Annotated in this window: 26 protein-coding genes; 16 read left to right on the top strand and 10 right to left on the bottom strand. The window is 58.2% G+C overall.

The window, feature by feature from the left end:
* Positions 1 to 801, top strand: a complete 801-nt coding sequence (gene pcaD / locus JAO82_RS06430; protein WP_198685532.1) for a 3-oxoadipate enol-lactonase — start codon at positions 1 to 3, stop codon at positions 799 to 801.
* 238 nt (positions 802 to 1,039) lie between these two features.
* Positions 1,040 to 1,324, top strand: a complete 285-nt coding sequence (locus tag JAO82_RS06425; protein ID WP_198685558.1) for an ArsR/SmtB family transcription factor — start codon at positions 1,040 to 1,042, stop codon at positions 1,322 to 1,324.
* Positions 1,325 to 1,337: 13 nt separating this feature from the next.
* Here JAO82_RS06425 and JAO82_RS06420 read toward each other — a convergent pair whose 3' ends face one another.
* Both JAO82_RS06420 and JAO82_RS06415 read right to left on the bottom strand, forming a co-directional pair.
* The gene (locus tag JAO82_RS06420; protein ID WP_198685531.1) at positions 1,338 to 2,129 is read right to left on the bottom strand and encodes an SseB family protein; all 792 of its coding nucleotides are present in this window, start codon (positions 2,127 to 2,129) and stop codon (positions 1,338 to 1,340) included.
* A complete protein-coding gene (locus JAO82_RS06415) occupies positions 2,122 to 2,724 on the bottom strand; it encodes a uracil-DNA glycosylase family protein (protein WP_198685530.1) in 603 nt (200 codons plus the stop codon). Before JAO82_RS06415 ends, JAO82_RS06420 begins: the two co-directional genes overlap by 8 nt.
* Before the next feature lie 199 nt (positions 2,725 to 2,923).
* Between JAO82_RS06415 and JAO82_RS06410 the strand changes: the two genes are divergently transcribed.
* Genes JAO82_RS06410 through JAO82_RS06395 form a run of 4 tightly spaced genes read left to right on the top strand, consistent with a single transcriptional unit; the run spans position 2,924 to position 7,530 of the window.
* The gene (locus tag JAO82_RS06410) at positions 2,924 to 3,583 is read left to right on the top strand and encodes an ABC transporter ATP-binding protein (protein ID WP_198685557.1); all 660 of its coding nucleotides are present in this window, start codon (positions 2,924 to 2,926) and stop codon (positions 3,581 to 3,583) included.
* The gene (locus JAO82_RS06405; RefSeq protein WP_198685529.1) at positions 3,561 to 5,189 is read left to right on the top strand and encodes a capsule biosynthesis protein; all 1,629 of its coding nucleotides are present in this window, start codon (positions 3,561 to 3,563) and stop codon (positions 5,187 to 5,189) included. The genes JAO82_RS06410 and JAO82_RS06405 overlap by 23 nt, the downstream gene beginning before the upstream one ends.
* Positions 5,186 to 6,019, top strand: a complete 834-nt coding sequence (gene kdsA / locus JAO82_RS06400) for a 3-deoxy-8-phosphooctulonate synthase (RefSeq protein WP_198685528.1) — start codon at positions 5,186 to 5,188, stop codon at positions 6,017 to 6,019. Before JAO82_RS06405 ends, kdsA begins: the two co-directional genes overlap by 4 nt.
* 14 nt (positions 6,020 to 6,033) lie before the next feature.
* Positions 6,034 to 7,530 carry a phosphomannomutase/phosphoglucomutase gene (locus JAO82_RS06395; protein ID WP_198685527.1) on the top strand — a complete coding sequence of 499 codons (1,497 nt, stop codon included), beginning with the start codon at positions 6,034 to 6,036 and terminating at the stop codon, positions 7,528 to 7,530.
* Positions 7,531 to 7,607: 77 nt separating this feature from the next.
* Here JAO82_RS06395 and JAO82_RS06390 read toward each other — a convergent pair whose 3' ends face one another.
* Entirely contained in the window at positions 7,608 to 8,177 is a 570-nt protein-coding gene (locus tag JAO82_RS06390) for a LuxR C-terminal-related transcriptional regulator (protein ID WP_198685526.1), read from the bottom strand.
* A gap of 113 nt (positions 8,178 to 8,290) precedes the next feature.
* On the opposite strand from JAO82_RS06390, the gene JAO82_RS06385 reads away from it, so the two are divergent.
* From JAO82_RS06385 to JAO82_RS06360, 6 genes are read left to right on the top strand one after another with little or no spacing between them, the layout of a single operon-like run.
* Positions 8,291 to 9,463, top strand: a complete 1,173-nt coding sequence (locus tag JAO82_RS06385; RefSeq protein WP_198685525.1) for an acetyl-CoA acetyltransferase — start codon at positions 8,291 to 8,293, stop codon at positions 9,461 to 9,463.
* A gap of 6 nt (positions 9,464 to 9,469) precedes the next feature.
* Positions 9,470 to 11,017, top strand: coding sequence for a class I adenylate-forming enzyme family protein (locus tag JAO82_RS06380; RefSeq protein WP_198685524.1), 1,548 nt, complete (start codon positions 9,470 to 9,472; stop codon positions 11,015 to 11,017).
* Between the two features lie 57 nt (positions 11,018 to 11,074).
* Positions 11,075 to 12,160, top strand: coding sequence for a C4-dicarboxylate TRAP transporter substrate-binding protein (locus JAO82_RS06375; protein ID WP_198685523.1), 1,086 nt, complete (start codon positions 11,075 to 11,077; stop codon positions 12,158 to 12,160).
* Between the two features lie 37 nt (positions 12,161 to 12,197).
* Entirely contained in the window at positions 12,198 to 12,719 is a 522-nt protein-coding gene (locus tag JAO82_RS06370; protein ID WP_198685522.1) for a TRAP transporter small permease, read from the top strand.
* A 15-nt stretch (positions 12,720 to 12,734) separates the two neighbouring features.
* Complete coding sequence (locus JAO82_RS06365) at positions 12,735 to 14,048, top strand: TRAP transporter large permease (protein WP_198685521.1); 1,314 nt, start codon at positions 12,735 to 12,737, stop codon at positions 14,046 to 14,048.
* A gap of 22 nt (positions 14,049 to 14,070) precedes the next feature.
* Positions 14,071 to 14,856 (top strand): SDR family NAD(P)-dependent oxidoreductase, encoded by a 786-nt coding sequence (locus JAO82_RS06360; RefSeq protein WP_198685520.1) that lies wholly within the window; start codon positions 14,071 to 14,073, stop codon positions 14,854 to 14,856.
* 3 nt (positions 14,857 to 14,859) lie between these two features.
* On the opposite strand, the gene JAO82_RS06355 is transcribed toward JAO82_RS06360, so the two are convergent.
* Positions 14,860 to 17,178 (bottom strand): Tex family protein, encoded by a 2,319-nt coding sequence (locus JAO82_RS06355; RefSeq protein ID WP_198685519.1) that lies wholly within the window; start codon positions 17,176 to 17,178, stop codon positions 14,860 to 14,862.
* A 233-nt stretch (positions 17,179 to 17,411) separates the two neighbouring features.
* On the opposite strand from JAO82_RS06355, the gene JAO82_RS06350 reads away from it, so the two are divergent.
* A complete protein-coding gene (locus JAO82_RS06350; RefSeq protein ID WP_198685518.1) occupies positions 17,412 to 18,512 on the top strand; it encodes an HPP family protein in 1,101 nt (366 codons plus the stop codon).
* A gap of 64 nt (positions 18,513 to 18,576) precedes the next feature.
* Here JAO82_RS06350 and JAO82_RS06345 read toward each other — a convergent pair whose 3' ends face one another.
* Both JAO82_RS06345 and hrcA read right to left on the bottom strand, forming a co-directional pair.
* Positions 18,577 to 19,140 carry a nucleotide exchange factor GrpE gene (locus JAO82_RS06345; protein ID WP_198685517.1) on the bottom strand — a complete coding sequence of 188 codons (564 nt, stop codon included), beginning with the start codon at positions 19,138 to 19,140 and terminating at the stop codon, positions 18,577 to 18,579.
* Positions 19,141 to 19,149: 9 nt separating this feature from the next.
* Positions 19,150 to 20,214 carry a heat-inducible transcriptional repressor HrcA gene (gene hrcA / locus JAO82_RS06340; RefSeq protein WP_198685516.1) on the bottom strand — a complete coding sequence of 355 codons (1,065 nt, stop codon included), beginning with the start codon at positions 20,212 to 20,214 and terminating at the stop codon, positions 19,150 to 19,152.
* A 110-nt stretch (positions 20,215 to 20,324) separates the two neighbouring features.
* Between hrcA and rph the strand changes: the two genes are divergently transcribed.
* The 3 genes from rph to hemW are packed head-to-tail and all read left to right on the top strand — an operon-like array spanning position 20,325 to position 22,796.
* On the top strand, positions 20,325 to 21,038 hold the full coding sequence (gene rph / locus JAO82_RS06335; protein ID WP_198685515.1) for a ribonuclease PH: 714 nt from the start codon (positions 20,325 to 20,327) through the stop codon (positions 21,036 to 21,038).
* Positions 21,035 to 21,646 (top strand): RdgB/HAM1 family non-canonical purine NTP pyrophosphatase, encoded by a 612-nt coding sequence (gene rdgB / locus JAO82_RS06330; RefSeq protein ID WP_198685514.1) that lies wholly within the window; start codon positions 21,035 to 21,037, stop codon positions 21,644 to 21,646. Before rph ends, rdgB begins: the two co-directional genes overlap by 4 nt.
* Positions 21,639 to 22,796, top strand: coding sequence for a radical SAM family heme chaperone HemW (gene hemW, locus JAO82_RS06325; protein WP_198685513.1), 1,158 nt, complete (start codon positions 21,639 to 21,641; stop codon positions 22,794 to 22,796). Before rdgB ends, hemW begins: the two co-directional genes overlap by 8 nt.
* On the opposite strand, the gene JAO82_RS06320 is transcribed toward hemW, so the two are convergent.
* From JAO82_RS06320 to mnmG, 4 genes are read right to left on the bottom strand one after another with little or no spacing between them, the layout of a single operon-like run.
* Positions 22,793 to 23,683 carry a ParB/RepB/Spo0J family partition protein gene (locus tag JAO82_RS06320; protein ID WP_198685512.1) on the bottom strand — a complete coding sequence of 297 codons (891 nt, stop codon included), beginning with the start codon at positions 23,681 to 23,683 and terminating at the stop codon, positions 22,793 to 22,795. The two genes, hemW and JAO82_RS06320, sit on opposite strands and share 4 nt — an antisense overlap.
* A 20-nt stretch (positions 23,684 to 23,703) precedes the next feature.
* Positions 23,704 to 24,510, bottom strand: coding sequence for a ParA family protein (locus JAO82_RS06315; protein WP_198685511.1), 807 nt, complete (start codon positions 24,508 to 24,510; stop codon positions 23,704 to 23,706).
* Positions 24,503 to 25,123 carry a 16S rRNA (guanine(527)-N(7))-methyltransferase RsmG gene (gene rsmG / locus JAO82_RS06310; RefSeq protein ID WP_198685510.1) on the bottom strand — a complete coding sequence of 207 codons (621 nt, stop codon included), beginning with the start codon at positions 25,121 to 25,123 and terminating at the stop codon, positions 24,503 to 24,505. Before rsmG ends, JAO82_RS06315 begins: the two co-directional genes overlap by 8 nt.
* Positions 25,120 to 26,997 (bottom strand): tRNA uridine-5-carboxymethylaminomethyl(34) synthesis enzyme MnmG, encoded by a 1,878-nt coding sequence (mnmG, locus tag JAO82_RS06305; RefSeq protein ID WP_198685509.1) that lies wholly within the window; start codon positions 26,995 to 26,997, stop codon positions 25,120 to 25,122. Before mnmG ends, rsmG begins: the two co-directional genes overlap by 4 nt.
* Positions 26,998 to 27,000: the final 3 nt, after the last annotated feature.

Raw genomic sequence — 27,000 nt, 5'->3', positions numbered from 1 at the left:
ATGCAGATTGCCGATCTCGGTAACGTCCAATTGCATTACCGGATCGACGGTGATTCGGATGGCGCACCAGTGGTGTTTGCCAATGCATTGGGCACTGATTTGCACATTTGGGACGCGGTCTTACCGCTGCTGCCCGAGGGGTTGCGCTTTATCCGTTATGACACGCGCGGGCATGGCCGCTCTTCGGTCCCGGCGGCGCCCTATTCGATGGGCGCGCTCGTGCGTGATGCAGAAATGCTGCTGGATCATCTCAACGTGCGCGATTGCGTCTTTGTCGGCCTGTCGCTCGGCGGCATGATCGCGCAAGGATTGGCAGTCAAACGGTTGGATCAGGTGCGCGCTCTGGTTCTGTCCAACACTGCCGCCAAGATCGGCACGGCAAAGATGTGGCAGGAACGGGTCGATGCAATTAACAGCAATGGTATCGCAAGCCTTGCTGAGGCGGAAATGGGGCGCTGGTTTTCCCCGAATTTCCGCGCCCGGCCCGAACTGGCCCTATGGCGCAGCCGATTGCTGCAACAGCCGGAGGCCGGCTATGCTGGCTGCTGTGCTGCGATCGCGGGCACCGACTTTTACACGCCGACCAGTGGACTGCGCCTGCCGGTGCTGGGCATTGCTGGCGACCGCGATGCCGCGACCCCGCCCGACTTGGTGCGCGAAACCATCGAACTGGTGCCCGGAGCGCAGTTCCAGTTGATCCGCAAAGCGGGTCATCTGGCTTGCGTCGAGCAACCCGAGGCCTTCGCAAAAGTGCTAGGTGCGTTTATACACGATATCGGCCACCCTTCAGGCACCGCATGATGCTGCTGCGGGGTCCGGCAGCGCCGGTTCTCCCCGCTGAATGAATACGGATACGGTGAAAAACTCCGCCTGATGTCGTTGATTCACATGACCTCAAACCCGATAATATTCGCGTATGGACCAAGCGGTCATTACCGGGGTGGGCGCCAATGCTTGACCCCGTCGGAATAAGAATAGGACAGACGAGCAAGTGACAACCCCACCCGTCGGACATACTCCGATACCCCAGCCCCACGACATGGCAGACCGGGCAGCGGACGCTGCCACCTATCTCAAGACCCTGGCCCATGAGGGACGGTTGATGATCCTGTGCCATCTTAGCGCTGGAGAACGTTCGGTGGGCGAATTGGAAGCCCTGCTCGATATCCGGCAAGCGGCAGTCAGTCAGATGCTTGCGCGGTTGCGCGACGAAGGGCTGGTTGCCACAAGGCGCGACGGCAAGACGATTTATTACTCACTGTCCGACCGAAATACCGAACAGGTCATCCAACTGCTGTATTCGCTATTCTGTGCCGACGTTTAGCCGGGATCGTGGCCTAGCGCAGGATCGGCGGGCGGTCTGGGTCGCTGCCCGGGGCGATGGGCGGCGCCGGTTCCTCGCGCGCGGGTTGGGGGAGATCAAAGCGCAGGCCCTGTGCGGCCAAGGTCGCCGTGATCGGATCCGCTGGCGCGAAAAATCCGACATCCAACGCCCCCGCCGCGACCCCTGAGAAGGTCAGCGCCTCGCTGGCCGCTTTGGCCAGTGCGCTTTCAGCGCCCTCCAATGCGCCGAGAAAGGCCAGCAGGTGCCCGCGCCCGCCACCGCGATAGGTGACTCCGACCAGATAGGCACAAGATGCCAGCCCGCGCGCGTTGGCCAGTTTGGTATCCAGCGCAGTCAACAGCGATTCAGGCAGTCCGGTCGGCGGGTGCAAGGCCTCGATCCGCGCCTCAATCTGAGAGGGCGCATGTCCAAGCGTGTGGTCCAGCCACTCGATCGCATCGGCGGGGATCAGAATGGATGAGGGCGCGACCTCAAGGTTCAGCGCAAGGCCAAGCTGCTGCCCCGCCAGCATTCGCGCCAGGATCCGCCCCGACATAGCGGCATAGGCCGCAGCGCCTCCGGCAAATTGCGATAGCCGTTCTTCGCGATCAAAAGCCAGCAGAAACCGACCCGCGTCCAAATCGAACAGTTCCGGCGAGATATCGTCGCCCTCGGCCTCATGTTTCAGCAGCAGGAATAATTCGCTGTCGCCGAGGCGTTCATAAAACCGCAACCGGGCGGCGTCATCCGTGGGCGCGGCCTGCATCGCTGCGTGGACGTCGTCCAAGGGTGTTATCTCAGTCATCCAGAACCTCACGTACCCGCGTTTGCAGCACCGGCAGCAGGTCGCGGGCGAACCAGGGGTTTTTATTCAGCCAAGCGGTATTGCGCCAGGACGGGTGTGGCAAGGGAAACACGCGCGGCGCATGATCGCGCCACCGGGCCACGGTTTCGGTCAGCGACGTTTTCACGCCCAGATGCCAGCGCTGCGCGTGTGCGCCGACCAATAACACCAAACGCAGATCACTCAGTTCAGCCATGACCTGCCCATGCCAAGTTCGGGCGCAGACCGCTGGCGGTGGCAGGTCCGCACCGCGGACGTCGTATCCGGGAAAGCAGAACGCCATCGGGACAATGGCAACGCGGTCGCGATCATAAAACTCGGCGTTATTCATCCCCATCCATTCGCGTAGCCGCTCGCCCGAGCGATCGTTGAACGGCACCCCCGTTTCATGGACGCGCATGCCCGGCGCCTGCCCCGCTATCAAGATCCGCGCGCCGGGACGATACCAGACCACCGGATGGGGCTGATGGTGGGTGGCGGTCGCGGCAAATCGCTGGGCGCAGATTGTGCAAGCTCGGATTTGCTCGGTAAGCGGCTGGTGCGGGTCATGGCGCATGATCGCTATCTAGGGCGCAAGGGCACGCCCTGCCAGAGGGGGCAGCGCATCCAGAAGTAAATGATTTAAGGCCGGTACGCGCATTGCGGTTGGCTATCGGCTTCATAATTAGACATAATGCACCCGAAACCGGCCCCGAGCCATGAATTTCTTTTGCGATAAGGCCAATGACCGTGCTTGAGTTATGCCGGAACATGTGATGATCGAATTCGAGAATGTCAGCAAGTCATTTTGGACCGGCACCCAGCGCAAAGTGATCCTGGATCGGGTGTCGTTCAAGGTGGAACTGGGTAATTCCCTTGGTATTCTAGCTCCCAATGGCACCGGCAAAACCACGCTAATTAACATGATGGCCGGTCTGGAAAAGCCGGATGAAGGCGAAATTAGACGCAATTGCAATGTGTCTTTTCCCCTGGGATTCATGGGGGGCGTCGTGCACCGGATCTCGGCGGTCGAGAACAGTCGTTATATCGCCCAATTATACGGGTTGGACCCGGATTACGTCGAAGCCTATTGTCGTTGGCTGTGCAATCTGGGTGAATATTTTGATCAACCTCTGGGCACCTATTCTTCGGGAATGCGGGCGCGGTTTTCTTTTGCGTTAATGCTGGCCCTTGATTTCGATATTTATCTGATCGACGAGGGCATGCCCGGCACCACGGATGTCGAATTTAACCGCAAGGCGGGCGCGATCCTTGAAGAACGGTTGCGCACAACAACCATCGTGATCGTGTCCCACGCGCCCGAGACGCTACAGAAATTTGCCCGTTCAGCCGCCGTTCTGATGGATGGCCAGCTACATATGTTTGATACTTTAGAAAAAGCGAAACAGCTCTATGACTACGAAACCGAGAGCTAGAAAATACCGCACCAGACCCACGGCAGAGATGCAGGACGAAACTGCCGCCAGAGTGGAGCCGGACCTGCGCGAAGACACTTTCAGCGAGTCGCCCGATAGCTCTGCTCCTGTGGCCACTCCGGACAGCGGGACACGGATCGTAGATGAATTCGCGGCCATCCGCAGCGAAGGTCTGACTGCGCGGCAATTGCGGATGGCCCGCCGAGTCGCCGCACAATACGACCTGCCCGCCACATCCGATCTGGATGCGGTCCGCCTGCTGCGCCAGAACGGTATCGATCCCTTTGCACACGCCAATATGCTGGAACTGATCGTGCCTCGGGGCGGCAGCGAGCCCCACGAGGGCGGCGCTCCCGATGCGCTTTCCGGCTTGCCGGCCCACGGCGATGGCAACAGATTGCCGCGTCCCGGATCACACAGATTCGAACTGCCCGCGACCGAGATGAGCCCCGCCGAACGGCGCAACCGCGAGATCAGCGAAATCCAGCGCGACATCATGCTGCGCCGCCGTCGCCGGCTGGCGCTATTGATGGCGCGGCTGGCCTTCTTTATTGGCCTGCCCACTTTGATTGCGGGCTGGTATTTTTACCGCGTGGCCACACCAATGTATGCCGCCCACTCCGAATTCCTGATCCTGCAGGCCGACAATGTCGGCGGCACCGGTCTTGGCGGGCTGTTAAGCGGTACGCAATTCGCCACCAGTCAGGATTCGATCGCGGTGCAATCCTATCTTGAATCCAAGGATGCAATGCTGCGCCTTGATCGAGATGTGGGATTCAAAGCGCATTTCTCGCAGGACTGGATCGACCCAATCCAAAGGCTAAGCGCGACCCCCAGCAACGAAGAAGCCCACAACACCTATACGAAAAACATCAAAATCGGCTATGATCCGACTGAAGGCGTCATCCGGATGGAGGTCTCTGCCGCCGATCCGCAGGTCAGCGCCGATTTCTCGACCAAGCTGATCTCTTATGCCGAGGAACGCGTCAACGGGCTGAGCCAGCAGAAACGCGGCGATCAAATGGAAGACGCGCTGCAAGGCTTTGAAGAAGCACAACGGAAACGGCGCGAAGCCCAGGAAGCATTGGTCAAGCTGCAGCAGGAAGGCGCAATTCTTGATCCTGAAGGCGTGATCGCCGGATTACGCGCCCAGATCAACAACGTGGAACTGCAATTGCAGGATCGCGAACTGCAACTGGCCGCGTTGCTGGACAACCCCCGGCCCAACAGCGCCAAGGTCGCCGGAGCCGAGGGCGACGTGCGCCGCTTGCGTGAATTGCTGTCGCGGCTGAATGCCCGGATGGTCGATGCCAGCGAGGGCGAAAATTCATTGGCGCAGCTTTCGGTGCGCATCCAGATGGCCCAGGCCGATCTAGCGACCCGTGACATGATGCTGCAATCGGCGCTGCAACAGGTCGAGCAGACCCGGATGGAAGCCAACCGGCAAGTGCGCTATCTGACGACCTCGGTCAAACCGGTGCCCAGTCAGGATCCTGCTTATCCGCGCAAGTTCGAGAATACGATCTTGGCTTTCCTGATTTTCGCAGGCATCTATTTAATGGTATCCCTCACCGCCTCAATCCTGCGTGAACAGGTGACTTCATGACCCATATCGACATCGCCGGCCTGAAGGTCGGAAATGACTGCCCGCTGACCCTAATCGCTGGCCCCTGCCAACTGCAGAGCGCCGATCACGCTCAGATGATTGCCGGACGCCTGAAAGAGGCCTGCGACGCAGCCGGCGCGCAATTCATCTTCAAGGCCAGTTTCGACAAGGCCAACCGCACCTCGATCAGCGGCAAGCGCGGCCCCGGCATGGATGAGGGGCTACTGATGCTGGAAAGCGTCAAACGCGACATCGGCGTGCCGGTGCTGACCGATGTGCACGAGATCGCGCAATGCGCCCCGGTGGCGAAAATCTGCGATGTGCTGCAAATCCCGGCTCTGCTTTGCCGTCAAACCGATCTGATCTTGGCGGCGGGTGAGACCGGCGCGGTGATCAACGTAAAGAAGGGGCAGTTCCTTGCGCCTTGGGACATGGCCAATGTCGTGCAGAAAATCGAAAGCACCGGCAACCGACGGATTCTGCTGACCGAACGTGGCACTTCGTTTGGTTATAACGCGCTGGTGGCCGACATGCGCGCGTTGCCGCAAATGGCGCAGACCGGCTATCCGGTGGTGATGGACGCGACCCATTCGGTGCAGCAACCCGCAGCACTTGGCGGCTCGACCGGGGGACAGCGCGAATTTGCGCCGGTCATGGCCCGCGCGGCGGTGGCAATCGGCGTGGCGGCGGTGTTCATCGAAACCCACGAAGTGCCTGACAACGCACCTTCAGATGGGCCCAACATGATCCCGCTCGACCAGATGTCGGCGCTGATCGACAGCCTGATGAAGTTTGATGCGCTCGCCAAGGCCGATCCAATCCAAGTTTGACAAAGAGTGACAGAATGCAAAAGCCCGCGACATCGGTGACCCCGAACACATGGAATTTCCTGCGCGACCCGATGATCGTGCCCACGGGCTTTCGCGAATATGATGCCCGCTGGAAATATCCCGAGGAAATCAACCTGCCCGGCATCACCGCGCTGGGGCTTGGTCTGGGTACCCAGATGCGGCGTCGCGGCATCCGCCCCGAAATTGCCGTGGCCAACGATTATCGCGATTATTCGCTGACCATCAAACAGGCATTGATCCTTGGGCTGATGCAAGCCGGGATCGCGGTCAAGGATATCGGCCCGGCGCTCAGCCCCATGGCCTATTTCGCGCAATTCCATTTGGATGCACCCGCAGTCGCAATGGTCACGGCCAGCCACAACCCGAACGGCTGGACCGGGGTCAAGATGGGGTTCGAGCGCCCGCTGACTCATGGTCCCGATGAAATGGATGAGCTCAAGTCCATCGTGCTGAATGGCGAGGGCTTGGCGCATGAAGGCGGCTCATATGAATTTGTCGACGGCGTGCGCGAGGCTTATCTTGACGATCTGGTTGGCGATTTCCGCATGACCCGCAAGCTCAAGGTGGTTTGCGCCACCGGCAACGGCACTGCCAGCGCCTTCGCGCCAGAGCTGTTCGAACGGCTGGGGGTCGAGGTCGTCGCCTCGCATAACCGGCTTGATTACACATTCCCGCATTACAACCCCAACCCCGAAGCGATGGAAATGCTGCATGACATGGCGCAAAGCGTGCGCGGGTCAGGGGCCGATTTCGCACTGGGGTTCGACGGAGATGGCGACCGCTGCGGTGTCGTCGATGACGAAGGCGAGGAGATTTTTGCCGATAAGGTCGGCGTCATTCTGGCCCGCGATCTGGCGACCCTCTATCCCGGCGCAACCTTTGTGGCCGATGTGAAATCGACCGGGCTGTTCGCCTCAGACCCGGAATTGCAGAAATACGACATCAAGGCAGATTACTGGAAAACCGGCCATTCCCACATGAAACGCCGGGTCAAAGAAATCGGCGCACTGGCGGGGTTCGAAAAATCCGGGCACTATTTTTTGGCTGAACCGGTCGGACGGGGCTATGATTGCGGGCTGCGCGCTGCGGTCGAGATCTGCAAGCTGATGGACCGCAATCCCGACAAGTCCATGTCTGATCTGCGCCGTGCTTTGCCCCACACTTGGTCCACACCCACCATGTCGCCCCACTGCCCGGATACCGTGAAATACAGCGTGCTGGACCGGCTGGTGGAGAAGCTGACCACCTTGGCCGATAAGGGCGAGAAAATCGCCAATCGCCCGATCAAACAAGTGGTCACGGTCAACGGCGCGCGGGTGATCCTTGATAATGGCGCTTGGGGCTTGGTGCGTGCCTCGTCCAACACGCCCAATCTCGTGGTGGTTTGCGAAAGTCCCGAAAGTGAAACGGAAATGCGCGCCATCTTCAACGATCTGGATGCCGTCATCCGGACCGAACCCGATGTGGGGGAGTACGATCAGAGCATCTAAGACAATCGCGAGAGCGGTTCTCTTGCTGAAAATCCCTCTGGCGCGGACGGTGCCCGGATTGGCTCCGCTTTGGCGCGTTACACGGCAAGCACGATTTCGGAAACCAGTGCGGCGGTGTTGTTAACGTTGAACTTCCGCATCAAACGGGCGCGATGTACTTCGACGGTGCGGTGCGAAATCCCCAGCGCATCACCGATTTCACGCGAGGTGTGGCCATTGACCAGATGGTGCGCAACTTCGCGCTCGCGCGGGCTGAGATCCACAGAGCGATAGGCTTTGCTGGCAATCTTCTCGAAGCTCCAGATCATCAATGCGAATGGGTCCTCAGGGGTCAATGTGATCCCCTTGGCCCGTGTCCAGAAGATTTCATTGTCGCGCGACTGCATGAACCGCTCGTCTTCATAGTAAGTATCGCCGGTTTTGCGCATCCGGGTTTCGCACCTGTCGCCAATCTGCGTGAAATCGGCGGTCGTCGGATACAGCCGCTGCACGGACCGATTTACCACCTCGCTTCGCCTGTATCCAAACATGCGTTCGATGGCGTTGTTCGCCTCGACGATGCGGCGATACCGCACAACAATTTGTGCTACGGGTGATTCACGAAAACCAAGGGCTGCCGTCTTTTGCGGTGTAGATGTGTCGATCATCAATACTCATCACGCAGTGATTTAGGTACAGATACGTATCATATTACGTGTTTCCACGCATGGTTTCGGATCGTTATCATGTCATTATACCCTGAAATCGCGGAGAGTATACCATGAGCACAGGAATTTCAATCGTGGGCAGCGGCCACACGAAATTCGGTCGCCTACAAGAAAACCTCGAAGAGCTGATCGTCGCCGCCACGCGCGAGGCAGTCGAAGAGGCCGGTATCGACCCCGCCGATATCGACGCGGTATTTCTCGGGCATTTCAACTCGGGGCTGGTCTCGGACGGTTTTGCGTCTTCATTGATACATCAGGCCTATCCGCAGTTGCGGTTCAAGCCGGCTATGCGGGCCGAGAATGCCTGCGCCTCTGGATCGGCGGCAATTCATGCCGGGATGAACACAATTCAGGCAGGCAAGGCGCGTACGGTTCTGGTCGTCGGTGCCGAGAAAATGACCAATCGTTCCACCCGTGACGTTACCGAGGCACTGGCCGGCGCCGGATATCGCAACGACGCCGATGAGGCAGATCTAAGCTTTCCTCAGGTGTTTAGCATCGCAGCCCGCGAGTATGAAAAACGCCATGCCAGCCCGCTGGACGCAATGGCGCGGATCGCAGTCAAGAACCACGCCAACGCAATGGCAAACCCGCTGGCGCAGATGCACAAGGAATTCACCTTCGAGCAGTGCAGCACGGTTTCGAACTCAAACCCCGAAATCGCCCCACCTCTGCGGCTGACCGATTGTTCGCTTGTCTCGGATGGTGCCGCCGCAGTGGTTCTGACCAGCGATGACAACGCTGTGAACTTCCCGAAAGCCGTCAAATTGCGCGCCGCCGCACATGTCAGTGACTTCCTGCCAATGTCACGCCGCGACTTTCTGGCTTTTGAAGGCCCCGAGCGCGCCTTCGCAGAGGCGCTCAGCTCCGCCAGCGTATCGCTTGGCGATATTGATTTTGCCGAAGTGCATGATTGTTTCACGATCGCGGAACTGCTGACTTATGAGGCGATGGGACTGACGCCAAAAGGCCAAGGGGTGCGTGCGCTTGACGACGGTACGGTTTACCGTGGTGGAGCGCTGCCGGTGAATCTGTCCGGCGGGCTCAAGGCCAAGGGGCACCCGGTCGGCGCAACCGGCGTGTCGATGCATGCACTGGCCTTTCGACAATTGACCGGCCAAGCGGGCGAGATGCAGACTCCGGGTGCGACTCTGGGGCTGGTCTTCAACATGGGCGGGTCTGCTGTTGCCAATTACGTTTCGGTTCTCGAAGCGCATAGGGGCTGAGTCGCGATGAATATCTCTCGCTGGCTTTACCAGACCGCGCTGTCCCGTCCTGATACGCCGGCCATCCGGTCCGGCACCGATCTACACGCAAGCTATGGCGATTTCGCACAGCGTAGTGCAGCGATGGGCCGTTATCTGGCCGACACTTTGAATGTCGCCCGGGGCGAGCGTGTCGCGCTGTTCGTGCAAAACTGCCCGGAATACCTTGAGATTGTGCACGCGGTTCTGTGGATCGGCGCAATCATCGTGCCGATCAATCCCAAGCTGCACCCACGTGAAGCCGCGTGGATTATCGGCAATGCCGAGGCCAAGGTGGCTATCACCGAAACCGGCAAGGTCTTTCCCGAGGCAGGCGATCTGCACAACCAGTGTATTGAACTGTCGGTCCACGATTCCGACCTGAAAAAAGCAGTAGATTCGGCCCCGCCGATGACACCACCGGTGGACAGCGCCGCCGACGATGTTGCGTGGTTGTTTTACACATCGGGCACCACCGGTCGCCCCAAAGGAGTCATGGCGACCCATCGCAACCTCGTAGCGATGTCGCTGGCCTATGCGATCGACGTCGATGCGGTATCTGCGCAGGACAACGCGCTATATGCCGCGCCGATGTCTCATGGCGCAGGATTGTACCACTTTCCGATCATCCGGGCGGGGGGTTGCCATATCGTGCCGCAATCTGGCGGTTTTGACCCTGACGAGATCGCCGGTTTGGCGCGCAAATTGGATAATCTCGTATTTTTTGCCGCACCGACAATGGTCAAGCGCCTGATCGCCCATGCCGCCGATACCGGTTACGATGGGACCGGTATCAAGACGATCATCTATGGCGGCGGGCCGATGTATCTGGCCGATATCGACGAAGCCCTTGACCGTTTCGGCCCCCGTTTTGCGCAGATCTACGGCCAGGGCGAAAGCCCGATGACGATCACCGCCCTGCCCCGCGATCTGGTGGCCGATACCACGCATCCCGATGCCAGTGCGCGGCGCGCTTCGGTCGGGTTCGCGCAAGCCTGCGTGCAGGTACGTATCGTCGACGATGGAATGCGCGAACTCCCCGCCGGTGAGGTGGGCGAAATAGTCGTTGCAGGCGATACGGTGATGAAGGGCTATTGGCGCAACGCCGAGGCCACGGCCGAGGTCATCGCCGACGGCTGGCTACGCACCGGCGATCTGGGCACGATGGACGCAAACGGGTTCGTGACCCTGACCGACCGGTCCCGGGATGTCATCATCTCGGGCGGAAGCAATATTTATCCTCGCGAAGTGGAAGAGACACTGCTGGCCCACGACGCAGTATTCGAGGCCTCGGTGATCGGAATGCCAAGCACCGACTGGGGGGAAGAGGTCGTCGCCTTCGTTGTCTTACGCGATGGAACGCATTGCGACATGGCCGAACTCGATACTTGGTGCAGAAGCCGGATGGCCTCGTTCAAAAAACCAAAAAGATACTATTTTGTGCAGGACCTGCCGAAAAACAGTTACGGCAAAGTCCTGAAAACCAGTCTGCGGGAGCGCGCCGAGCTGCTTTTAGAGGAGAAGCAGCGAGCATGAACATGCAGATAGAGCTGGGCCGAATTTAAGAATGGGCCTAAAAAACGGGAGATCCACATGAAACGCAGAACATTCCTAAAATCTAGCGCTGCAGCCGCATCAAGTGCCTTTGTGATTGGCGCGCCATCGCTGGTGCGCGCGGCAACATCGCTGAAGTTTGACAGCTATGTGTCGGAAACTGCCGGCCCTTCGTGGATCGACCGCTGGTATCTGGACGAGCTGGAAAAACGCACCGAGGGCGAGGTGACGATCCGGCGTTACTGGTCGGGATCGCTCAACAAGGTCGGCGAGCATCTGGCGGCGGCGCGCGATGGAACATCGGAAATGACGCTCATTTCGCCCGGCTATTTCCAAGCCGAACTGCCCGTGACACGCGGACTGGAATGGTATTTCCGCATGAACCGCGCCGATGCGCTGCAGCAGGTCTGCCGCGACGTCTATGAGCAATTCGATCCCCTGCGCGCCGAGTGGGAAGACCGCCACCGTTCCAAGGTTCTGTACTGGACCAACTGGAACTATGCGCCGATGATCCTGCGCAAACCGATCGAATCCATCGAAGACATCAAGGGCAAGCGGATCCGCGCCTATGGCGTCTCTGCAGATGTGGTTGAGGCGCTTGGCGGCACCGCGATCCCGATGGCCGCGCCCGAAGTTTATCAAGCGCTGGAACGCGGGATCCTCGATGGCGTCTATGGCTTCGATTTTGTGACCGCCATCGCCTATAAGCTGCACGAGATCGCACCGCAGTTCTACGATATCGGCGACGGCCCGCATGCCCCCGCAGCCACAATCATGAACAAGCGTGTCTATGACGGGCTGCCTGATGACGTGCGCAAGGTCTCGGACGAGATCGTGGACGAAATCTATGGCGGTCAGTTCAGCGCCATCTACGAGGACGTGCTGGCGAATTACGTCAAGACTGCCGAGGCTGAGGGCGTGTCGCTGAACACCATCCCAGAAGAGCAAAAGGCGATGGCCAAGGATCTGGTGCAGCCCGCACAGGTCGAGCAGTGGCTGGAAGGACCGGCGAAACAGGCAGGCATCGATGGCGAAAAAATGCAGTCGCTGGTCGATGACGCCATCGCCAAATATGATCCCGAGGGCACGCTAAAGCGGCCCTATGAAATCAGCCAGACGTCCTAATGGATCGCGGCGACCGCATAATGAAAGGGAGCGGACAATGCAGATGCTGAACAGAATTCTCAGCCTCGCTTCTGATGTTCTCGGTGCGGTCGCCATGCTGTTTCTAGCATTTCTGATGTTCGGCATCACGTTAGACGTGGCTGTACGCGCCTTGACCGGCAGCCCGATTTCTGGCGTGTTCGAGTTTACCGAACTTGCCTTGGTGATGATTGTGTTTATGGGCGCGGGCTGGGCACAGCGAAACGGCGCACATATCCGCGTAACTGTGCTGACTGAGAGACTATCCAGGGCCTCCCGTGCCCGCGTCGCAGGGCTTGCGTGGGCCATCGGCGCGCTGGCGTTGTTACTTCTGGCGTTTCCCGCCACGAACGAGGCAATCTACTCCATCTCGATCCTCGAATTCCGCTGGGGTTATGTCAAAATCCCGATTTGGTGGACCAAGGCCAGTCTGGCAATCGGGCTGTGGTTCGCGTGCATCCAGATGGCGATCCAGGCCGTTCAGACCTTTTTCTTCGGTGAGCCGGATAACCACTCCAACGCCGAATCCGGCACTACCTGAACCAAGGAAATAACAATGGACGCAAGCCTCGCCCCTTATATCGCTGTGGCGCTGATTTTTGTGCTGATGGCGCTTGGCACCCCGGTCTTTGCCGCCCTTGCCCTGTCGGGGGCGGCGGGGATCATTATGGTCGAGGATCTGTCCTTTCTGCTGACCCGTCTCAAATCGATCTCCTACTCGACCACAGCGGTTTACACGCTCACGATCATTCCGCTGTTCATCCTCATGGGCAGCCTCGCGCAGCACGCCGAAGTCGGCAAAAAGCTGTTCGACGTGGCCAGCCGATGGGTTGGGCATCTGCCGGGTGGCTTGGCGATGGCGGCGATCCTGACCAGCGCTGGGTTCGCCGCCACATCCGGCTCCAGCGTGGCAACGGCGGCGACGGTCGGCTCGGTCGCGATCCCGGAGATGAAAAAAGCTGGCTATGATGGCAGCTTGTCGGCGGGCGCAGTGGCTGCGGGCGGCGTTCTGGGGGTTTTGATTCCGCCCAGCGTCTTGCTGATTTTCTATGCCGCACTGACCGAAACCTCTGCTGGTAAAATGCTGATTGCGGGTTTTCTGCCCGGCCTATTGACGACCATTGTCTTCATGATCGGTATTTATTTCATCGCCCGGCGCGGAAAAGCGCGCGGCGCCGTGAGCAAGCGCGCAACCTGGGGCACGGCGGTGCGTGATACCAGCAAGGCATGGCAGGTCGCCGTGCTGTTTCTGGTGGTCATGGGCGGGATCTATCTCGGGATCGTCACCCCAACCGAGGCGGGCGCACTGGGGGCATTCGCGGCGTTCCTGATGCTGCTGGCGCATCGGGCGGCATGGCCGGGACTGATGGGCCGGATCGTCGACAGCTTCCGTTCGACCATCGACACCACGGTCATGATCCTGTTCACCATGATCGGTGCGGCGGTGTTCAGTTATTTTTTGACGCTGATCCAGGTGCCGAACCAACTCGCGCAGGCGGTGGTGCAGTCCGAGCTACCACCCTATCTGATCGTCGCCGCCTTGCTGCTCGTTTTCGTGCCGATGGGCATGTTCCTCGACGCGTTTTCAATGATGGTCATCGCCATCCCGATCATGTTTCCAACGGTGCAATCACTGGGCTTCGATCCGATCTGGTTCGGCATCCTGACCGTAAAAATGTGCGAGATCGGGCTGATTACGCCTCCGGTCGGGTTGAACGTCTATGTCATCGCCGGGATCGACCGGCAAACCCCGCTACCCGAGATATTCAAGGGCGCGCTGTGGTTTGTGGGGATGGAGTTCATCACGATCACGATCTTGTTCGCGTTCCCGGTGATCTCTATTTGGCTGCCTGAGTTGATGTCGTCTTGATCCGATAAAGAAAGGAACGTCCATGTTCACACTGGAAAACGGGGCCGCCCTGATCACCGGCGGCGGCTCGGGAATTGGCCGTGCCACCGCGATGATGCTGGCCAAAATGGGCGCACCCGTGGCCGTGGCCGATATTGACGTTAAGGCCAGCGCAGAGACGGTTTCCGAGATCGCCCAAGCCGGTGGCAGGGCCCTTTCCGTGGTGATCGATGTACAAGACAAGGCATCGGTGGACGCGGCGTTCAACAAAGTCGAAGAATGGCACGGTCCGGTCTCGGTTTTGGTCAACAGCGCCGGCATCTTGCAGGTCGAGCCGTTCGATGAGTTCGATATAGACAGCTGGAACCGGGTGTTTGCGATCAATGTCACCGGCAGTTTCCTATGCGGGCAACGTGCGGCACCGGGCATGAAGGCCGCTGGTTATGGCCGTATCGTCAACCTGTCCTCGATCAGCGGTTTTCGTGCCGGTGTCGGGCGCACCGCATATGGTACCTCAAAGGCCGCGATTGCCGGCCTGACCCGCCAGATGGCGCTGGAACTGGGGCGGCATGGCATCACCGCCAACGCGGTCGCACCGGGCGCTACGGCAACCCCGATGACCCACGACGCTTATACCAAGGAAACCCGGGCATCGCTGCTGCCGATGATCCCGTCGGGCTTCATTGCCGATCCCGACGATATCGCCGCTGCCATCGTTTTTCTGGTGTCCCGACAGGCGCGCTATGTGAACGGGCACACTTTGCCCGTCGATGGTGGCTATCTGGCGTCGGGGATGCTTCAGACCGGAGCGCTTTCGGTCGATAACTGACGGTTACCGGCGCTTCATCGCCTCACGCAATGCAGAGCCTAGCGCACCACCCTGATCGTTATTTTTCGGGTTTTGCGGGCTGGCGGCCTTGTTCCGCCCGCTTGGCCGCCCTTTGGCGGATGCACCACGAACCGCACGGTCTTCCTTGGCAGAGGCACCGCCATCCTTGCGCATACTCAACCCGATGCGTTTGCGTGGAACATCCACTTCGGTGACGCGCACCCGCACCACATCGCCCGCTTTAACCACCTCATGCGGGTCTTTGACGAAGCGATCGGCGAGTTGGCTCACATGAACCAGCCCGTCCTGATGCACGCCGACATCGACGAAGGCCCCGAATGCGGCGACATTGGTCACGGTGCCTTCAAGAACCATACCGGATTTCAAGTCTTTGATATCCTCGATCCCATCGGCAAATACAGCGGTCTTAAAGGTCGGGCGCGGATCGCGGCCGGGTTTTTCAAGCTCGGCCAAAATATCCTGCACGGTGGGCAAGCCGAATTTCTCGTCCACGAAATCTTCGGGCCGGACCTGACGGAGAGCGGTCTCGTCGCCCATGATCGCGCGCAGATCGCGCCCGCAGGCCTTAACAATCCGCCGCGCAACGCCATAGGCTTCGGGATGGACAGCAGAAGCATCCAAAGGCTCGGCCCCGTCGCGGATCCGCAAGAAACCGGCGCATTGCTCAAACGCTACCGGCCCCAGACGGGAAACTTTTAGCAGCTGCTTGCGGGACTGAAACGCGCCATTGGCATTACGATGGGCGACAATGGATTCGGCCAGACCCGGCCCAAGGCCCGAGACATGTGCCAATAGCGGGGCCGAAGCGGTGTTCAGATCCACGCCCACCGCATTCACCGCATCTTCGACCACCGCTTCAAGCGATTTACTTAGACGGTGCTGATCCACATCATGCTGGTACTGCCCCACGCCAATGGATTTTGGCTCGATCTTGACTAATTCTGCCAACGGGTCTTGCAGCCGCCGCGCGATGGATACTGCTCCGCGCAGGCTGACATCCAGATCGGGAAATTCGCGGGCCGCCAGTTCCGACGCCGAGTAAACCGACGCGCCGGCCTCGGACACGACGACCTTGGTCGGCGCAGTGGTGCCTTTTGGCAGATGCGCCAGGGTATCAGCGACCAGTCTTTCGGTCTCGCGGCTGGCGGTGCCGTTGCCGATGGCGATCAATTCCACACCATGTTGAGTAATCAGACGCATTATCGCCGCCTGTGCCCCGTGCAGATCGTTCATGGGCTGGAACGGATACAGGGTGTCGGTTGCCACCACTCGGCCCGTCGCATCGACGACAGCCGCCTTGACGCCAGTGCGGATACCCGGATCAAGCCCCAGTGTCGCCCGTGGGCCAGCCGGAGCCGCCAAAAGCAAATCCTTGAGATTGCGCGCAAAGACGTCGATCGCCTCCTGATGGGCGCGGCTGCGTAAATCGGCCAACAAGTCCACCATCATGGTCGAAGACAGCCTGATCCGCCATGCCCAGCCGGCCACGTTGCGCAGCCAGAGATCGCCCGGCCCGCCGCCCGCTGTGCCGATATACTTGGCGACAATGCCTTCGGCGCGGGCTTGTCCCGCCTCGGGTTCAGGTGCGATTTCAAGCGCGACAACGCCTTCTTTTGATGCCCTCAACATCGCCAGAGCGCGGTGCGAGGGCACCTTGGACCAGAGTTCGCTATGGGCGAAGTAGTCCGAGAATTTCGCGCCGGTTTCTTCCTGTCCTTTGATGACTCGGGCGGTCATCAACGCCTCGCGCTGCATAAACTCGCGCAATTCACCCAAAAGTTGGGCGTTCTCGGACAGGCGTTCGACCTGAATATCGCGCGCGCCATCCAAGGCCTCTTTCACGCTGGGAACGGCCTCATTTACATAGGTTTCTGCCAAATCTTCGGGCTTGGCCGCGCGATCCGCCAAAATGCCCTCAAGCAGCGGCTCCAAGCCCTTTTCGCGTGCGATCATCGCCTTGGTCCGGCGCTTGGGTCTGAAGGGCAGATAGATGTCTTCCAGTTCCGATTTGGTGTCGGCCTTGGCAATTGACCGCGCCAGAGCGTCGGTCAGCTTATCCTGCCCTTTGATCGATTCGAGTATCGCCGCACGGCGCGCATCCAACTCGCGTAGATAGGTCATCCGGTCGGCCAGTTTGCGCAACTGGACATCGTCCAGCCCGCCGGTTGCCTCTTTGCGATAGCGGGCGATGAACGGAACCGTCGAGCCATCATCGAGCAAGGCAATCGCTGCTTTCACCTGCTCGGGGCGCGCAGCAATTTCGGTGGCGATAATCTGGTTGATACGCTGCGCGTTGTCCATGGAAGGCTCCTGCTGGATGGTCGGGAGGTAAGTCATACCGCTGCGCATGCCCGCCGCCAAGGGGACGCAACCGCATATTTGCAGCGGTGCAGCGATGGGCCGACTGCAACGGCGGGACGATTTATCGCGCGCCGGCATTACGGATTTATTTCACATTCGACAGGAAATAAGGCAGATGGGCACGTTAAACACCCCATCGGGCGTCGGTCCCGGAGTTTTCGGAGCGTTGTTTGATGCGTTTTATTGAAGATCTGCTTCCGGCGATGGCCGGTTTTCGCATGGCCGAGCAGATTCGCGCGGCGACTGGTGCACTGATCGGGCTGTGCCTGTGCAGCCTGCTCGTCATCCTAAACGGTCAGCTTTCGGGGCCCAGCCTGATGCTGGTCGCGCCATTGGGGGCAACTGCAGTTCTTGTTTTCGCGGTGCCAAACAGCCCGCTGGCGCAGCCATGGTCGGCCGTGGTTGGCAACGTCATCTCGACGCTGGTGGCTTTTGCCGCCCTAAGCTTCGTGCCTGCGCCCTGGACCGCCGGTGTGGCCGTTGGCGGTGCGGTTCTGGCGATGATGGCGGTGCGCGCCCTGCACCCGCCTGGAGGCGCTGTAGCCCTGCTTAGCGTGCTGGACCCAGATCCGGTTCTTTCGGCGGGCGCTTGGTTCGCGCTGATGCCTGTCGGGGTGACCACCGCGCTGCTGGTTTGTGCGGCGGTTGTATATAATCGCCTGACCGGACGGGTGTATCCGTTTCGCCATGTCGACGCGCGCAAAAGCCAAGAAACAGATCCGCGCCTGGGGCTGACCTCCGAAGAATTGGGTGCTTTGTTGGTGCGCTTTAACCAGACCACCAACCTTGGTGTGGCGGACCTTGGCCGGCTTTTGGCCGCCGCCGAGGAGGAAGCTGCTCAGCATCGCTTTGATGGCACGACCTGCGCTGACATCATGACCCGCGACCTGATCACCGCCCGCCCTGACACCACTTTGCCCGAGCTGGCAAAGCAGTTCCGTCAGAATGACATCAAAAGCATTCCGGTAACTGACGAGGACGAGGCGCTTGTCGGTCTTGTCTTGCAGGCCGACTTGATGGCACCGCTCATTGCATCGGGTTCTGCTATCGGCTGGCGTCGCAAACGCACACAATTCAGGGCCGCCGACCTCATGCGCCCCGTCGTCGATCCGGTTCCGGATGATCTGCCGGTCGGTAATCTTCTCAACCGATTTGCCGTGCCCGGAACCGAAGTTGTTACCGTCACGACCAACGGCAAACTGGCCGGCATCCTCACCCGGTCAGATATTATTCGGTTGTTATTGAAAGGCGCTGACGAGCGCCATGCGGCCTGAACCTGCTGATTTTATTCAGGCGCGGTGGTCGCCCTACCGCGCCTGGCGCTGTTTAGCCGCGTGATCAGGCAGCCGGAGTTGACGAGACCCCTACCTGCGCGGGGCGCAGCAGGCGATCATGCAGCATGAAGCCTTCGGCGGAAACCTGAATGATGTCACCCGCCTGCGTGCCCGGCACCGGTGCCTCAAACATGGCCTCATGCAATTGCGGATCGAAACGGTCACCAACTTCAGGCGCGATCAGCGTGATGCCATGACGGGAAAATACGTTCAACAATTCGCGCATGGTCAGTTCGACACCTTCCAGCAGCGCGGCAGAAACCTGTTTCTGCTCGTCATTTGCGGCCTCAAGAGCGCGCTTCATGTTATCATAGACCGGCAACATATCGCGGGCCAATTTCGACCCGCCGTATTGCTCGGCCTCGCGACGGTCGCGTTCAGATCGTTTGCGCGCGTTTTCTGCATCGGCCAGCGCCCGCATGAAACGATCGCGGAACTCGTCGCGTTCGGCACGCAATTCTTCCAGTTCCAGCGCCTCACCGTCGATCTCTGCCTCTTCGTCGGCATAGAGTTCGGCCTCGGCTTCGGCCAGGTCATCAAGGAAATCGTGGTTTTTCGGCTCTGCCATCTTTCACCTCTAACTGCGGTCGGCGATCAGTCGTCCCACGAGTTGCGCCGTGTAATCGACGATCGGTACGATCCGCCCATAATTCAATCGCGTGGGGCCAATCACTCCGACCGCCCCAATCACCTTTCGATCAGCGTTCATATATGGGGAAACCACGAGAGAGGAACCCGAAAGTGAAAAAAGTTTATTCTCCGAACCGATAAAGATGCGCACTCCATCCCCTTGTTCGGTCAAGTCCAGAAATTCCGCGATATCCCGCTTGCGTTCCAGATCGTCAAACAGGGTCCGGATGCGCTCTAACCCCTCTTCCTCTTCATCGCCGGCAAGAAGATTGGCGCGACCGCGTACGATCAGACGGGCCGAATCCACGTCGTCTCCGTCCCAAACAGCCAATCCGCTTTCGACCATTTCGCGCGCCAGACTGTCGATTTCCTGGCGACGCCGCGAGATCTCATATTGGATGACCTTCCGGACCTCGGCCAGCGTCTTGCCCTCGATCAAGGCGTTCAGGAAATTCGCCGCCTCGCGCATCGAACTTGGCGTTTGACCCGGTGGCGGCTTGAACAGTCGGTTTTCGACATGGCCATCGGCGAACACCAAGACCACCAACGCGCGGTCATGAGCCAAGTTGACGAATTCGATATGGCGGATCTCGGTCTCATGTTTCGGGCTGAGCACCAGCGAAGCGCCCTTGGTCACCCCGGACAGAGCCGCGCCGACACGATCCAGTAGGTTACCCACATCTGCTGTATTACTTGTCGTGGTTTCGTCGATTTTCTTGCGATCGCCTTCGCTCAGATCGCCGACCTCAAGCAACCCATCGACGAACATCCGCAGACCCATTTGCGTCGGCACCCGGCCCGCACTGGTGTGCGGGCTATCCAACAGGCCCAGATATTCCAGATCCTGCATAACGTTGCGCACGGTCGCCGCGCTGACCTTTTCGCTTAACGTTCGGGTCAAGGTGCGGCTGCCCACTGGATCGCCGCTGTCAAGATAGGATTCGACCACCCGACGAAACACCTCACGTGAACGGTCGTTCATCTCCTCCAACAAATGGGTTGCGTCATTCATATCGGTTTACCTCGATTTAACCTCCATTAAAGTCCACTTATGATAAAGGTCAATGCTTGCATCCGGGCCTTGGCCGACGCTATCCACACTCAATCAGTAAAGGATGTTCCATGCGCCCCTCAGGACGAGATCTAAGTGAAATGCGTCCGGTTTCAATCGAGACCGGTATCACCAAACATGCCGAAGGATCATGTATGATCCGACTTGGCGATACTCATGTGCTGTGCACCGCCTCGCTTGAAGCGCGTGTGCCGCCCTTCATCAAGGGTTCAGGTCTGGGTTGGGTGACTGCAGAATATGGAATGCTGCCCCGTTCAACCACCTCACGGATGCGGCGCGAGGCATCGGCAGGCAAACAAGGCGGGCGCACCGTCGAAATCCAGCGCCTGATCGGCCGTGCCCTGCGCGCCGGCGTTGATCGCAGCGCCTTGGGCGAACGCCAGATCACCATCGATTGCGATGTCATTCAGGCCGACGGTGGAACCCGTTGTGCGGCAATCACCGGCGGCTGGGTGGCGTTGCGTCTGGCCGTGAACAAGTTGATGAAGTCCGGCGAGATTGTTTGCGACCCGCTGGTCGATCCGGTCGCTGCCGTGTCCTGTGGAATCTACGCGGGCCAGCCGGTGCTGGATCTGGATTACCCCGAAGACAGCGAAGCCGGAGTCGACGGCAATTTCATCTTGACCGAGTCCGGAAAATTGATCGAGGTACAGATGTCCGCCGAAGGTTCTGTTTTCAGCCGAGATCAAATGAACCAACTCGTCGACTTGGCCGAGAAAGGCGTCAGCGAACTGGTCGCGGCGCAACGGGCGGCCACGCAATGACCCGCAAGTTCACCGGCGACCGCCTTTTGATCGCAACCCATAATCAGGGTAAGCTAGAGGAAATGGCACATCTTCTAAATCCTTACAAAGTGACGGTAATCGGCGCTGGTGAACTCAACTTGCCCGAGCCGGAAGAGACGGAAACCAGTTTCGTCGGCAACGCCCGCATCAAGGCGCAAGCCGCTGCAAAGGCAACCGGCCTGCCCGCTCTGTCCGACGATTCCGGCATCGAAATCGCCGCGTTGAACGGTGCGCCCGGCGTCTATACCGCAGATTGGGCGGAAACCCCGCAAGGGCGCGATTTTAACATGGCGATGGAACGCACTCACCGCGAACTTGAGGCCATCAACGCGCCCCACCCGCGCAGGGCGCGGTTCTGCTGCACCTTGGTCCTGGCCTGGCCCGATGGGCATGACGAAGTTTTCACCGGCATTGTCGACGGCAAGGTCGTCTGGCCGATGCGCGGCACCCAAGGTCACGGTTATGATCCAATCTTTCAGGCCGATGGATACGATCTGACATTCGCTGAAATGGACCGCTGGGACAAAAACCGAATCAGCCACCGCGCCCGCGCGGTCGAGCAATTCGTGGCAGGCTGCTTTGGCTGAAGATTGGCGCAACGCCGGATTTGCACTTTACGTTCATTGGCCATTTTGCCAGGCCAAATGCCCTTACTGCGATTTCAACAGCCATGTAACCCGCCAAATTGACCAAAGCCGCTGGGCTGCCGCCTATCTTTGCGAGATCGGACGGGTTGCCGCCGAAACTCCGGGGCGCGTGCTCAATTCGATTTTCTTTGGCGGTGGCACGCCCAGCCTGATGCAGCCCGATACCGTTGCCACGGTGATCGAGGCGGCCCGCGCCCATTGGCCTTTTGCCAATGACATCGAAATCAGCCTTGAGGCCAACCCCAGTTCGGTCGAAGCAGGTCGCTTCGCTGGCTATCGTGACGCTGGTGTAAATAGAATTTCGATGGGCATTCAAGCACTTAACGATGCTGACTTGCGTCGCTTGGGGCGGCTCCATACCGTTGCCGAAGCCCGCGCTGCTTTCGACATCGCCCGTTCCTGTTTCGATCGCGTCAGCTTTGATCTCATCTACGCGCGGCAAGAACAATCACTGCAAGACTGGCAGAACGAACTCGGCCAAGCCTTAACGATGGCAATCGACCACCTGTCTCTTTATCAGCTGTCGATCGAAGATGGGACAGCATTTGGCGACCGTTACAAGGCCGGAGGTTTGCGCGGGCTACCCACCGATGACCTTTCTGCCGATATGTATCAACTGACCCAGGATATTTGCGCCGATCACGGATTGCCCGCTTACGAAGTATCCAATCACGCTCGTCCTGGTGCGGAATCGCGGCACAATCTGATCTACTGGCGCTATGGTGATTATGCCGGAATTGGCCCCGGCGCACACGGACGGCTGACGCTTGGCGGGCAGCGCTTTGCCACAGAATCATATAGGATGCCGGGGGCGTGGCTGGAGGCGGTAAACTCCGGATCGGGCGAGAACTTGCGCAACGCGATTTCCCGACAAGATCAGGCCGAAGAATATCTGATGATGGGGCTTCGTCTGCGCAGCGGGCTAGATATTGATCGCTATCATGAGTTAAGCCGCCAGGAACTAAACCCAGCGCGGCGGCATTCGCTCATCGAGCTGGGAATGATCAACGATAGCGGCTCGCATATCACGGTTTCTGACCGCGGCATGATCGTTTTAAATTCTGTAATTGCCGAACTGCTCTCGGTTTAATCGCCGCTAAGCAAACGACACAATGTGTCCAGCTCATCTAATGTCTTGTATTTAATTGATATTTCTCCGGCCTCTTGTCCGGGTCTATGGTTTAAAACCACTTTCATACGTAAATTTGCCGACAGGTCCCCCTCCAGCGCCTGGGTATCGGCATCCTTTTCCTCCGCCATTCTCATTGAGCGGGTCTGCGCCGGTGTTTCAACTGTGCTGGCTTTTTTAACCAATGCTTCGGTCGCGCGCACGGACATGCCGTCTTTGACAACTTTCTTCGCCAGAACTGACGGATTTTCGGCAGTCACCAATGCCCGCGCATGGCCTGCCGAAAGTTTGCCCTCGCGCAGATACTCCTGCACATCGTCAGGCAGGTTCAACAGCCGCAAGAGATTCGCGATATGGCTGCGGCTTTTTCCCAGCGCTTCGGCCATTTTCTCCTGGGTATGGCCAAAACTGTCCATCAATTGCCGATAGCCAGCGGCCTCTTCGACAGCGTTCAGATCGGCGCGCTGGATATTTTCGATGATTGCGACTTCAAGCACTTCGACATCGTTGAAATCGCGCACAATAACGGGAATCTCGTGAAGTTGAGCCCTCTGAGCCGCGCGCCACCGCCGCTCTCCTGCAACAATTTCGTAGCGGTCGTCTGCGATTGGCCTCACGATAAGCGGTTGAATGATCCCTTTTTCCTTCACCGAAGCTGTGAGGTCATCCAAATCTTCCTGCTGAAATCGACGCCGAGGCTGGTTTGGATTGGCTTGCAGCTTTTCAATAGGAACCCGCATATCCGGCCGGATTTGTGTCACTTCCGTCGCCGGTTCTACCGCAACATCTGCCATTAACGCGGATAATCCGCGCCCTAATCCACGCGGCTTCGCCCTATTTTCTGCCATTTCCCTGCCCTCCTCGCCGTTTATGCAACCGGTGCGTGCTTTTGCACCATTTCTTTCGCCAAAGCGCGATATGCCTCGGCCCCTTGCGATCTGGTATCATAGGTCAACACTGGCATCGCAAAAGACGGCGCCTCACTGACCCGCACATTTCGTGGAATCACCGTTCTAAAAACCAAATCTCCCAGGTTATCACGGGCGTCTTGCTCAACCTGCTGCGACAGATTGTTGCGCCGATCATACATCGTCAGCAATATACCCTCAATCCGCAGGTTTTTATTGGCTGATTGGCGTACCTCACGAACCGTAAGCATCAACTGTGACAGGCCTTCCAGAGCGAAAAACTCGCTTTGCAATGGTACGAGAACAGAATCTGATGCCACCATCCCGTTTATAGTCAGTAGGCTAAGCGATGGCGGGCAATCGATCAGGATATAATCCAGAGACAAACTGTCCATCGCCTCCTGACGCAGCGCATTATGCAGCAAAAAGCTCCGCTTTTCGCTGGATAGCAATTCAATATCCGCCGAACTCAGGTCGGTATTGGCCGGTATGATCGACAGGTTCTCGATTTCTGTAGCGGTGATCACCGACTCCAAAGAAACATTGTCCACCAACAGATCATATGTGGTCATTATTCGATCTTCAGGCGCAATCCCGAGTCCGGTTGAAGCATTACCTTGGGGATCAAGATCCACGATCAACACCCGCGCACCCCCTTCGACCAGGGCGGCACCTAGATTGACGGTGGTTGTGGTTTTACCGACCCCACCCTTCTGGTTGGCTATTGCGATGATCCGAGGCCCAGTCTGTCGGGTAAAATTAGACAAGCGACGCTCCTTCGATTTTCAGAATGACCGCCTGCGGGTCGGTGACACTTGTAATCGGATCATACCGAAAACGCCAAGTCTCTTGTGCGGCTGCCACTTCGCTCTTCCAGGTTGCGCCTTTAGGAAGCAATGCAAACCCATCTCTGCCAAGATGCCGTTCGGTGAAATACAACAAACCCGACAGATCCGTGAGTGCCCGCGCAGAAACGATATCTGCGCTGAGCGGTTCGACTTCTTCGATCCGTTCTGCAATAATTTCGCACGAAATTCCGGTCTCGCGCGCAGCCGTACGAAGGAACGCGGCTTTTCGCTGATCACTTTCGATCAAAGTGAATTTTACTTCGGGAGCTTCATCGGCTGCTACTAAGGCGGCAATAAGTCCGGGAAAGCCTCCGCCTGTCCCCATATCGACCCAATGGTTGACGGGTCCACCACACCTATAAACCTGAATAGAATCAAGGATATGACGTGACCATAAGTCATTCATACTGGATGCGGATACCAAATTGATCCGCGGATTCCATTTCCGTAGTACACGCTCAAATACTTCGATACGGTGGATTGTTTCACGTGAAACATCGCAACTATCGAGTTTGGATCCCTGTGTGCTCATGCGCGATCAGCTTTTTGATTACGCCGCAATCGAACCAACAATAACGTGAGCGCCGCTGGTGTCATCCCGTCAATTTTGCCTGCTTGAGCGAGATTAGCCGGTTTTACCCGGCTGAGCTTCTGTTTTATCTCATTGGAAAGTCCAGAGATACCATTAAAATCGAAGTCCGAAGGGATTTTCTGGTGCTCATCCCGGCGTAAGGCATCGATGTCTTTCTGTTGCCGCTCAATATAATGGACATAAAGCGCCTCGCGCTCGACTTGCCGGCGAATTTCAGGTTCGACCGCATCAAGTTCCGGCAGCAAATTTAACAAACTTTCAATAGTAATATCCGGAAAAGTCAGTAATTCTAACGCGGTTCTACGCCCGCCATCCTGATTGATACGTATCCCCGAATCCCCGATCTGTTTGGGCGTGAAATGGCTTTCCGTCAGTATCGCATAGGCCTGCGCGATCTGTTCCTTTTTGCGCCGATACACCGCCTTCCGATTGTCGCTGACACAGCCGATCGAAATACCCAGAGGAGTCAGCCGTTGATCTGCATTATCCGCCCGCAAGCTAAGCCGAAACTCGGCACGGGATGTGAACATTCTATAAGGTTCGCTCACCCCGCGCGTTGTCAGATCGTCGATCATCACGCCAATATAACTATCCGAGCGGCTGAAAGTGATCGGATCGCGACCGAGCGCGGCATGTGCAGCATTCAGCCCGGCACACAATCCTTGCGCTGCGGCCTCTTCGTACCCGGTCGTCCCATTGATCTGACCCGCGAGATATAGGCCGGGTATATCCCGCACGGCAAGTTGCGCATCCAAAGCCCGTGGATCGACATAATCGTACTCGATTGCATATCCCGGCTGTAAAATCTCGACAGATTCTAACCCCTTGATACTACGAACGTATTCATTCTGAATATCAACGGGAAGCGAGGTAGAAATCCCATTGGGATAGATCACATGATCACTAAGGCTCTCTGGCTCCAGAAAAACCTGATGTGAGTTTTTTTCCGAAAACCGAACGATTTTATCTTCAATTGATGGGCAATAGCGCGGTCCGACCCCATCGAGATGGCCCCCATACATCGCCGAACGGTTTAGATTTTGTTCAATAATTTCATGAGTTTTCGGATTGGTATGGGTAATACCGCAGGAAATCTGCCGTGCCGATGCATTGCTAGATAAAAAAGAGAATAACGCCGGGTCGTCATCGCCTGGTTGCATCTCCAAACCGTTCCAGTCGATGGTTTGGCCATTCAGTCGCGGAGGCGTGCCAGTTTTCAATCGGCCAAGGGGCAAGCCGAATGAGTCAATTCTTTCAGCCAATTTAACCGAGGGTTTATCACCCATCCTGCCGCCGGGTCGGGCCACATCACCGATATGGATGACCCCTCGTAAGAACGTCCCAGTGGTCAATACAACGGCTTGCGCCGTGACTTTACTCCCATCACCAAGAACCACGCCGGTGACTCGTTCTCCCTCCATCAGGAAATCCGCAGCTTCTCCCTGGAGGATTGTTAGGTTTTCACAACTTTCAATTTCTGTCAGCATCGCGCGTTTATAGATTGCGCGATCTATCTGCGCACGCGGACCTTGGACGGCCGGCCCTTTGCGGCGATTCAGCAAACGAAATTGAATCCCCGCGACATCTGCAATCCGCCCAATGATCCCGTCCAGAGCGTCGATCTCGCGAACCAAATGGCCTTTACCCAAACCGCCGATGGCCGGGTTGCAAGACATGACCCCAATATCGTCTTTACTCAATGTGATAAGCACTGTGCGGACGCCGATACGGGCCGAAGCATGGGCCGCCTCGGTCCCGGCATGTCCGCCACCGACCACCACAACGTCAAAGTCTAAATGTTTCACGTGAAACATTCC

This window comes from Pontibaca salina, from assembly GCF_016307205.1.
Lineage (GTDB): Bacteria > Pseudomonadota > Alphaproteobacteria > Rhodobacterales > Rhodobacteraceae > Pontibaca > Pontibaca salina.
This window is presented reverse-complemented; position numbering and strand designations above follow the sequence as displayed.

Coding starts and splice junctions, on each gene's coding strand:
- JAO82_RS06415 (WP_198685530.1), bottom strand. CDS start 2,724: ATGCGCCATGACCCGCACCAGCCGCTTACCGAGCAAATCCGAGCTTGC.
- JAO82_RS06390 (WP_198685526.1), bottom strand. CDS start 8,177: ATGATCGACACATCTACACCGCAAAAGACGGCAGCCCTTGGTTTTCGT.
- JAO82_RS06395 (WP_198685527.1), top strand. CDS start 6,034: ATGCAAAAGCCCGCGACATCGGTGACCCCGAACACATGGAATTTCCTG.
- JAO82_RS06345 (WP_198685517.1), bottom strand. CDS start 19,140: ATGGCAGAGCCGAAAAACCACGATTTCCTTGATGACCTGGCCGAAGCC.
- JAO82_RS06410 (WP_198685557.1), top strand. CDS start 2,924: ATGATCGAATTCGAGAATGTCAGCAAGTCATTTTGGACCGGCACCCAG.
- rdgB (WP_198685514.1), top strand. CDS start 21,035: ATGACCCGCAAGTTCACCGGCGACCGCCTTTTGATCGCAACCCATAAT.
- rsmG (WP_198685510.1), bottom strand. CDS start 25,123: ATGAGCACACAGGGATCCAAACTCGATAGTTGCGATGTTTCACGTGAA.
- hrcA (WP_198685516.1), bottom strand. CDS start 20,214: ATGAATGACGCAACCCATTTGTTGGAGGAGATGAACGACCGTTCACGT.
- JAO82_RS06385 (WP_198685525.1), top strand. CDS start 8,291: ATGAGCACAGGAATTTCAATCGTGGGCAGCGGCCACACGAAATTCGGT.
- JAO82_RS06350 (WP_198685518.1), top strand. CDS start 17,412: ATGCGTTTTATTGAAGATCTGCTTCCGGCGATGGCCGGTTTTCGCATG.
- JAO82_RS06320 (WP_198685512.1), bottom strand. CDS start 23,683: ATGGCAGAAAATAGGGCGAAGCCGCGTGGATTAGGGCGCGGATTATCC.
- pcaD (WP_198685532.1), top strand. CDS start 1: ATGCAGATTGCCGATCTCGGTAACGTCCAATTGCATTACCGGATCGAC.
- JAO82_RS06360 (WP_198685520.1), top strand. CDS start 14,071: ATGTTCACACTGGAAAACGGGGCCGCCCTGATCACCGGCGGCGGCTCG.
- JAO82_RS06370 (WP_198685522.1), top strand. CDS start 12,198: ATGCAGATGCTGAACAGAATTCTCAGCCTCGCTTCTGATGTTCTCGGT.
- JAO82_RS06420 (WP_198685531.1), bottom strand. CDS start 2,129: ATGACTGAGATAACACCCTTGGACGACGTCCACGCAGCGATGCAGGCC.
- mnmG (WP_198685509.1), bottom strand. CDS start 26,997: ATGTTTCACGTGAAACATTTAGACTTTGACGTTGTGGTGGTCGGTGGC.
- JAO82_RS06365 (WP_198685521.1), top strand. CDS start 12,735: ATGGACGCAAGCCTCGCCCCTTATATCGCTGTGGCGCTGATTTTTGTG.
- JAO82_RS06355 (WP_198685519.1), bottom strand. CDS start 17,178: ATGGACAACGCGCAGCGTATCAACCAGATTATCGCCACCGAAATTGCT.
- rph (WP_198685515.1), top strand. CDS start 20,325: ATGCGCCCCTCAGGACGAGATCTAAGTGAAATGCGTCCGGTTTCAATC.
- JAO82_RS06375 (WP_198685523.1), top strand. CDS start 11,075: ATGAAACGCAGAACATTCCTAAAATCTAGCGCTGCAGCCGCATCAAGT.
- kdsA (WP_198685528.1), top strand. CDS start 5,186: ATGACCCATATCGACATCGCCGGCCTGAAGGTCGGAAATGACTGCCCG.
- JAO82_RS06425 (WP_198685558.1), top strand. CDS start 1,040: ATGGCAGACCGGGCAGCGGACGCTGCCACCTATCTCAAGACCCTGGCC.
- JAO82_RS06405 (WP_198685529.1), top strand. CDS start 3,561: ATGACTACGAAACCGAGAGCTAGAAAATACCGCACCAGACCCACGGCA.
- JAO82_RS06380 (WP_198685524.1), top strand. CDS start 9,470: ATGAATATCTCTCGCTGGCTTTACCAGACCGCGCTGTCCCGTCCTGAT.